At 74.2% G+C, this 8,190-nt stretch carries 7 protein-coding genes; 4 read left to right on the top strand and 3 right to left on the bottom strand.

The features are described from left to right. Nucleotides 1-183 precede the first annotated feature (183 nt). From ACWCWD_RS34175 to ACWCWD_RS34165, 3 genes are read right to left on the bottom strand one after another with little or no spacing between them, the layout of a single operon-like run. On the bottom strand, nt 184-642 hold the full coding sequence (locus ACWCWD_RS34175; protein WP_450779066.1) for a roadblock/LC7 domain-containing protein: 459 nt from the start codon (nt 640-642) through the stop codon (nt 184-186). A 38-nt stretch (nt 643-680) separates the two neighbouring features. After that, nucleotides 681-1,478, bottom strand: coding sequence for a transcriptional regulator (locus tag ACWCWD_RS34170; RefSeq protein ID WP_450779064.1), 798 nt, complete (start codon nt 1,476-1,478; stop codon nt 681-683). Beyond that, nucleotides 1,475-1,888, bottom strand: coding sequence for a hypothetical protein (locus tag ACWCWD_RS34165; protein ID WP_450779063.1), 414 nt, complete (start codon nt 1,886-1,888; stop codon nt 1,475-1,477). Before ACWCWD_RS34165 ends, ACWCWD_RS34170 begins: the two co-directional genes overlap by 4 nt. Before the next feature lie 668 nt (nt 1,889-2,556). Between ACWCWD_RS34165 and hutU the strand changes: the two genes are divergently transcribed. The 4 genes from hutU (at nt 2,557) to hutI (ending at nt 8,117) form a co-directional block, all read left to right on the top strand. Beyond that, complete coding sequence (hutU, locus tag ACWCWD_RS34160; RefSeq protein WP_450779061.1) at nt 2,557-4,284, top strand: urocanate hydratase; 1,728 nt, start codon at nt 2,557-2,559, stop codon at nt 4,282-4,284. Next, on the top strand, nt 4,281-5,534 hold the full coding sequence (locus ACWCWD_RS34155) for an allantoate amidohydrolase (RefSeq protein WP_450779060.1): 1,254 nt from the start codon (nt 4,281-4,283) through the stop codon (nt 5,532-5,534). Before hutU ends, ACWCWD_RS34155 begins: the two co-directional genes overlap by 4 nt. Next, the gene (locus ACWCWD_RS34150; RefSeq protein ID WP_450779058.1) at nt 5,525-6,862 is read left to right on the top strand and encodes a formimidoylglutamate deiminase; all 1,338 of its coding nucleotides are present in this window, start codon (nt 5,525-5,527) and stop codon (nt 6,860-6,862) included. Before ACWCWD_RS34155 ends, ACWCWD_RS34150 begins: the two co-directional genes overlap by 10 nt. A gap of 82 nt (nt 6,863-6,944) precedes the next feature. Then, on the top strand, nt 6,945-8,117 hold the full coding sequence (hutI, locus tag ACWCWD_RS34145) for an imidazolonepropionase (protein WP_450779056.1): 1,173 nt from the start codon (nt 6,945-6,947) through the stop codon (nt 8,115-8,117). The last annotated feature ends 73 nt before the right edge of the window (nt 8,118-8,190 follow it).

Here is an 8,190-nt window from a genome sequence, read left to right as displayed (position 1 = left end):
CGAGAGCGACACCGAGGGATCCCTCGATGGACGTCATCGCTTCCTTGAGCGCGGTTTCGGTGTTGGCCATGAGTGCTCGTTTCCTTTCCCTGACCGGTCGGGATGACCGGTTCCTCTTCTGCGTGATGGTTCAGTCCTGGCTGTGGAGTGTGGGGGGGGGCGCCCCGGCCCGGTCCCGCCGCCCTACACGGGGCGTTGCGGCAACGCGCGGGACTGCGCGGGGCGGGCCGGAGGAGGGGGCGGGGTCCGCTCGACGCGGTCCAGGGCGGCGTCGACGAGTTCCCCGACCCGGGCGCTCGCCCGGCGGCCCTCCAGATGGAGGCGGCCGACGTTGATACGGTCCTCGGCGAGCAGGGTCAGTACGGCGGACGAGCCCGCGGCGTACGTCGCGATGTAGCCGGACTCCCCGCGGACCAGGAGCTCCCGGAACCCGGCGCGGCCGGTCGCCTCCGTCATCCTGATCGCGACGCCGAGCGCGGCGGCGGTCAGGGCGGCGACCCCTTCGGCCTCCACGCCGGGGGTGTCGTGGGCCAGCACCAGGCCGTCGGTGCTGGCTGCCAGCGCACCGCCGATGAGGGGCACCCGGGCCCGCAACCGCTGGAGTTCGTCGAGGACGTCCTGCAGTTCAGCCTCGGGCACCATCAGCTGTCTCCTCCCGGCACGCTGTCTGAGCGCGCGTATCACAAGCCCTCCAATGCATCTCGGAGCCGGCGCAGCAGAGCGACGTCCGGGTCGGACGTGACATCGGGGAGCACGACCCGGCCGGGCGACGCCGCCCCCGGCAGCACCGCTTTGCGGACGGGCTCGACGAGCCCGGCGGCGGCGAGCCTCCGCAGGTCGACCAGGGTGTGGAAGGCCGAACGCCCCAGGACCTGGGCGATGTCGGAGGCCGTCCGTACGCCGTCGACCAGCTCCAGGACATGGCGCTGGCGCGACGGCACCGGGGTGTCCAGCGGGTGCGCCGCGCGGACGAGCGGGGAGCTGTCGGTCAGCGCGTCCGGCCAGATCCGGTCCAGCAGTTCCCGGCGCCGGAGCGTCTCGCGCTCGACGGCACCGACGGCGACGGGCCGGACCGGGCCGATCCAGTGGGACACGCCGTACCGGAACCTGGTCGGCGTACGAGTGGGTGCGAGGACGAAGAAGGCGGCGTCGTAGAGCGCGCCCAGGTGGCACAACTCCAGCGCCCCGCCCGGGACATGGCCGCTGTCGACCAGATAGCGGCCGACCCGTTGGCCCGCCCCCGCCTGGGCGACCGCGTCCCACCAGCGTTCGTGGCGCAGCGCCCCGCCCGCGGTGAGCAGGACGTCGATGCCGGGGGTGGAGGGGCTCTCCGCGTGCACCACCTTCCCGTCGGCGAGGTAGAGCGTGCCGCGGTCGCGCATCAGGGCGCCGGTGGCGCGTTCGGCGGCGAGCCGCTGGAGCATCGGGGAGAGGACGGCTGCCTGGTCCATCTCGGGGGGCGTCGTCCTGGTGCTCATGCCAGGACCAGCCGTTCGGCCAGCTCGCCCAGGCGTATCCGGGCGAGGGCCAGGTTGCCCTCGGTCCGGTCGAGCCAGAGATGGAGGAAGACGCTGCTGTCGAAGACCGTCTCCACGAAGCGGATCACGTGGTAGCCGGTGTGCGTCGTGATGATGACGTCCTCGACCGGAAGTCCGGTGCGGACGCCCGCGTCCGTCCGGCCGTCGGTGTACGGGCTGAGGGTGAAGGCGGGTTGCTCGGCCGCCATCCGGGCCACCTCGGCGGTCTCCGCCGCGGTCGCCTCGTGGTCGCCGTTGGGTGAATCGCCGATGGTGCCGAGGGCGAGGCCGCTCGTCCAGTCGACGACCGCGGCGCCCCGGGCTCCGGGCAGCCTCATGACTTCGAGCAGGCACTCGTCGATTCCCGGCACCGCGGCTTCCCCTCCAGGCAATGGCGTTCGGAGCTGTGAACCAGAGGCTACGCACCGTGGCCGGTCCCTGGGGGGCGGTTCGGCATTTTCCAGTGGTACATGCGGCGGGCGGTGTAAGGGAATTGGGGAGAAGGCGTAAGGGAGAAGTCTGACAAAGGGAGGGATGCGGACGGAAGGTCCGGCCGATGGTTGATCGATCTGCTCCGGTTACCTGCGGTATCCGCCGCTTTGTGTCCGGAGGGTGAGTGGGTGAAAGTCGTTGCTGTCCGAAAAGCGCCGGGATGGCGTGAAAGCGGCGGAGGCTCCGGAGGGGTGCCGGTGTGGCACGTGTCAACTGTTCGGCCCGTTCGCGACCGCTCAGTTTCGGCCGCATCGCTCCGGTCGTCCGACCGTCTCGTCCCGGCTGTCTCGCCCCGGCCACCTCCTCGCCCCGGCGGCCCCGCCTCCCCGGGCGTCCGCGTGTCCGGTGGCGCACCGTTGACTAGAAGTATTCAGCGCATCAGGATGTGAATGGATGGTCGAGTCCACGGCTCGGGCCCACGGCTGAGTCCCACGCGGGTTCCCCTGTCGAAGCCCTCGGCCGGGACCCCGCGAGGAGAACCCCACCGGGACGCGTTCCGCGAGGAGAACCCCCGCCGGGACGCACCCCGCGAGCAAGGAGGCGCACCATGTCAGGACCCCGCCCCGTCAGGGCCGCGCGCGGCACCGGACTGAGCACCCTGGGCTGGCAGCAGGAGGCCGCCCTGCGCATGCTCCAGAACAACCTGGACCCCGAGGTCGCCGAACACCCCGACCGGCTGGTCGTCTACGGCGGCACCGGCAAGGCGGCCCGGGACTGGCGGAGTTACGACGCCATGGTCCGTACCCTGCGCACCCTCAAGCAGGACGAGACGATGCTCGTCCAGTCCGGCCGCCCGGTCGGCGTGATGCAGACCCACGAGTGGGCGCCGCGCGTGCTGCTCGCCAACTCCAACCTGGTGGGCGACTGGGCGAACTGGGAGGAGTTCCGCCGCCTGGAGGCGCTCGGCCTCACCATGTACGGCCAGATGACCGCGGGTTCCTGGATCTACATCGGCACCCAGGGCATCCTCCAGGGCACCTACGAGACCTTCGCCGCCGTCGCCGCCAAGCGGTTCGGCGGCTCCCTCGCCGGGACCATCACCCTCACCGCCGGACTCGGCGGCATGGGCGGCGCCCAGCCGCTCGCCGTCACCATGAACGACGGGGTCGCGATCTGCGTGGACTGCGACCCGCGCGCCATCGAGCGCCGGATCGAACACCGCTACCTCGACGTACGGGCCGACGGCGTCGCCCACGCCCTCGCGCTCGCCACCGAGGCCCGCGACGCCCGCAGGCCACTCTCGATCGGGCTCCTCGGCAACGCGGCCGAGATCCTGCCCGAGCTGCTCGCCGCCGGGGCGCCGGTCGACATCGTCACCGACCAGACGAGCGCCCACGACCCGCTGGCGTACCTGCCGACCGGTGTCGAGTTCGACGCGATGGCCGCGTACGCCGCCGAGAAGCCCGCCGACTTCACCCGCAGGGCCCGCGAGTCGATGGCCCGGCACGTGGAGGCGATGGTCGGCTTCATGGACGCCGGGGCCGAGGTCTTCGACTACGGCAACTCGATCCGGGGTGAGGCACAACTCGCCGGGTACGAGCGGGCCTTCGACTTCCCCGGCTTCGTCCCCGCCTACATCCGGCCGCTCTTCTGCGAGGGCAAGGGGCCGTTCCGCTGGGCGGCGCTCTCCGGCGAGGCCGCCGACATCCACCGCACCGACCGGGCGATGCTCGACCTCTTCCCGGAGAACGAGTCGCTCCGCCGCTGGATCGGACTCGCCGGTGAACGCGTCCGTTTCCAGGGCCTGCCCGCCCGGATCTGCTGGCTCGGCTACGGCGAACGCGACCGGGCCGGCGAGCGCTTCAACGACATGGTCGCGAGCGGCGAACTCGCCGCCCCCCTCGTCATCGGCCGCGACCACCTGGACTGCGGCTCGGTGGCCTCCCCGTACCGGGAGACCGAGGCGATGCTCGACGGCTCGGACGCCATCGCCGACTGGCCCCTGCTGAACGCCATGGTCAACGTCGCCTCCGGGGCGTCCTGGGTCTCCGTCCACCACGGCGGCGGGGTCGGCATGGGCCGCTCCCTCCACGCCGGGCAGGTCACCGTCGCGGACGGCACCCCGCTCGCCGGGGAGAAGATCCGCCGGGTGCTCACCAACGACCCGGGCATGGGCGTCATCCGCCATGTCGACGCGGGGTACGAGGGCGCCGAGCGGGTCGCGGAGGAACGGGGCGTCCGCGTCCCCATGCGGGAGGGCGACGGGACGGACGGCCCGGGGCGGCCCGGGACCGGCGACGACGAGAGCGCCGCGCATCGCGCGGACCACCGATGACCGGCCGGGACGCCGAAGCGGCCTTCCGGGAGATGTGGCGCGAGCTCGCCCCCCTCGGCCGCCACCCCGCCTCCGGCGGCTACCGCCGCTACGCCTGGACCCGCGCGGACGCCGACTGCCGGGCCTGGTTCCGCGGCCAGGCCGAGGCGCGCGGACTCGGATACGAGACCGACCGCAACGGCAACCAGTGGGCCTGGCTCGGCGACCCCATGGCGGGGGACGCCGTCGTCACCGGCTCCCACCTGGACTCCGTACCCGACGGCGGCGCCTTCGACGGCCCCCTCGGGGTGGTCTCCGCCTTCGCCGCGCTGGACGAACTCCGCCACCGGGGAGCGGAGTTCACCAGGCCGCTGGCGGTCGTCAACTTCGGCGACGAGGAGGGCGCCCGCTTCGGAGTGGCCTGCACCGGCTCCCGGCTGGCGGCGGGCCGGCTCACCCGCGAGCAGGCCCACCTCCTCACCGACGCCGACGGCGTCACGCTGCCCCGCGCGATGGAGGCCGCCGGGTACGACCCCGACGCCATCGGCCCGGACCCCGAACGCCTCGCCCGTATCGGTGCGTTCGTCGAGCTCCACGTCGAGCAGGGGCGGTCCCTCGACCGCACCGGCGACCCCCTCGGCATCGCCTCCGCCATCTGGCCGCACGGCCGCTGGCGGTACGACTTCCGGGGCGAGGCCAACCATGCCGGGACCACCCTCCTCGCCGACCGCCGCGACCCGATGCCGCCGTACGCCGAGACCGTCCTCGCCGCCCGCCGGGAGGCCGAACTCGCCGGTGCGCTCGCGACCTTCGGCAAGGTCGCCGTCGAGCCCAACGGCGTCAACGCGGTGCCGTCCCTCGTCCGGGGCTGGCTCGACTCGCGCGCCGCCGACGCCGCCACCCTCGACGCCCTCACCGCCGCCGTCGAACGCGCCGCCCGGGACCACGCCGAACGGGCGGGCGTCGCCCTCGACGTCGTACGGGAGTCCTTCACGCCCGTCGTCGAGTTCCAGCACGCCCTGCGCGACGAACTCGCCCGCATCCTGGGCCGCGAGGGGACGGGCGGAGACCCGGTCCGCCCCGTACCCGTCCTCGCCACGGGAGCGGGACACGACGCGGGTATTTTGTCCGCCTCCGTGCCGACCGCCATGCTGTTCGTACGGAACCCCACCGGCGTCTCCCACTCGCCCGCCGAGCACGCCGGCGAGCAGGACTGCGTGGCCGGGGCCGCCGCACTCGCCGACGTACTGGAGGGTCTCGCATGCAGGTGACGACGTACTGGCTCTCCCAGGCCTGGCTCGGCACCCACGTCGAACCCGGGGTCGCCCTCGACGTCGCGGACGGGCTGATCACCGCCGTCCGCACCGGCGTCGGAACCCCGCCGCCCGGCGCGACCGTCCTGCGGGGCCTCACCCTGCCGGGGCTGGCGAACACCCACTCGCACGCCTTCCACCGGGCCCTGCGCTCCACCGTGCAGGTCGGCTCGGGGACGTTCTGGACCTGGCGGGAACGGATGTACCGGGTCTCCGCCAAGCTCACCCCCGACAGCTACTTCGCGCTCGCCCGCGCCACCTACGCCGAGATGGCCCTCGCGGGCATCACCGCCGTCGGCGAGTTCCACTATCTCCACCACGCCCCCGGCGGCACCCCCTACGCCAACCCGAACGCGATGGGCGAGGCGCTGATCGCCGCCGCCGACGAGGCCGGAATCCGCATCACCCTGCTCGACACCGCCTACCTCGCCGCCGGATTCGGCCAGGAACCCGACCGCCACCAGCTCCGCTTCTCCGACACCACCGCGGACGCCTGGGCCGAACGCGCCGCCGAGCTCCGGGGCGGCGGCCACGCGCTGATCGGCGCCGCCATCCACTCCGTACGGGCCGTCCCGGCCGACCAGCTGGAGACCGTCGCCCAGTGGGCCGCCGACCGCGCCGCCCCGCTCCACGTCCACCTCTCCGAGCAGACCGCCGAGAACGAGGCCTGCCTCGCCGCCCACGGCCGGACCCCCGCCCGGCTCCTCGCGGACCACGGCGTCCTCGGCCCCCGCACCACCGGCATCCACCACACCCACCTGACGCGGCAGGACATCGGGCTGATCGGCGCCTCCGGCACCGGCACCTGCATGTGCCCCACCACCGAACGGGACCTCGCCGACGGCATCGGCCCCGCCGTCGCCCTGCACCGCGCCGGCTCCCCGGTCTCCCTCGGCAGCGACAGCCACGCCGTGATCGACCTCTTCGAGGAGGCGCGCGCCATGGAGCTGAACGAGCGGCTGCGGACGAACATCCGGGGCCACTGGACCGCCGCCGCCCTGCTCCGCGCCGCCTCCGCGACCGGCCACGCCGCCCTCGGCAGGCCGGAGGGCGGCAGCCTCGTCGCCGGAGCCCCGGCCGACCTGACGACCGTCGCCATGGACTCCGTCAGGACCGCCGGACCCGTGGACCGGCTGGCCGCCGAGGCCGCCGTCTTCGCGGCGAGCGCCGCGGACGTACGCCACACGGTGGTGGCGGGCCGTCACCTCGTACGCGACGGCCGCCACACGAGAATCGACGACGTGCCCGCCGCGCTCGCCGACGCCGTCGCGGCCCTCCGCGACTGACACGCGACCCGTCGCGGCCCTCCGCGACCGACACGCGACCAGTGACCCCCGGCAAGCGCGAGCGACTGGAGCAGCAGCCCCGATGACGAGCACCGTCCTCACCCACATCTCCGGCCTGGTCACCAACGACCCCTCCCAGGGGGACGGCACCCCGTTGGGCCTGGTCCGGGACGCGGCCGTCGTCATCGACGGCGACCGCATCGCCTGGACCGGCGAGTCGGCGCGGGCACCCGCCGCCGACCGCGCCGTCGACGCGGGCGGCCGGGCCGTGCTCCCGGGGTTCGTGGACTCCCACTCCCACCTGCTCTTCGCCGGCGACCGCACCGCGGAGTTCAACGCCCGGATGTCCGGGCACCCGTACACCGCCGGGGGCATCCGGACCACCGTCGCCGCCACCCGCGCCGCCACCGACGAGGAGCTCGCGGCCGGGCTCGTACGCCATCTCGACGAGGGGCTCCGGCAGGGCACCACCACCTTCGAGACCAAGTCCGGTTACGGCCTCACCGTCGCGGACGAGGCCCGCGCCCTGGCCCTGGCCGCCGGGCTCACCGACGAGCTCACCTTCCTGGGCGCCCACGTGGTGCCGCCCGAGTACGAGGACGACCCGGCCGGCTACGTCGCGCTGGTCACCGGCCCGATGCTGGACGCCTGCGCCCCGTACGCCCGGTGGATCGACGTCTTCTGCGAGCGGGGCGCCTTCGACGGCGACCAGGCCCGCGCGGTCCTCACCGCCGGGAAGGCGAAGGGCCTGCTGCCCCGGGTACACGCCAACCAGCTCGGCCACGGTCCGGGCGTGCGGCTCGCCGTGGAGCTGGACGCGGCCTCGGCCGACCACTGCACCCACCTCGACGACGCGGACGTCGACGCCCTCGCCGCCGGGAACACCGTCGCCACCCTGCTGCCCGGGGCGGAGTTCTCCACCCGCGCCGCCTGGCCGGACGCCCGGCGGCTGCTCGACGCGGGGGTCACCGTCGCCCTCTCCACCGACTGCAACCCGGGCTCGTCGTACACCTCCTCGATGGCGTTCTGCGTCGCCCTCGCGGTACGGGACATGGGCATGACCCCCGACGAGGCGGTCCGGGCCGCCACCGCGGGCGGAGCCGCGGCCCTGCGCCGCACCGACGTCGGCCGGATCGTCCCGGGCGCCCGCGCCGACCTGCTGCTGCTGGACGCGCCCAGCCACGTCCACCTCGCCTACCGGCCGGGCGTCCCGCTGGCCGCCGGGGTCTGGCGGCGCGGCGTCCGCGTGGTGTGAGCGGCGCGGCGTCCGCGTGTGTGAGCGGTGCCCGGAAGCGCCGCCCGGACACGCGTGTGGCCGCCCGGAGACT

It is taken from the genome of Streptomyces sp. NPDC001493 (assembly GCF_053597235.1).
This window is presented reverse-complemented; position numbering and strand designations above follow the sequence as displayed.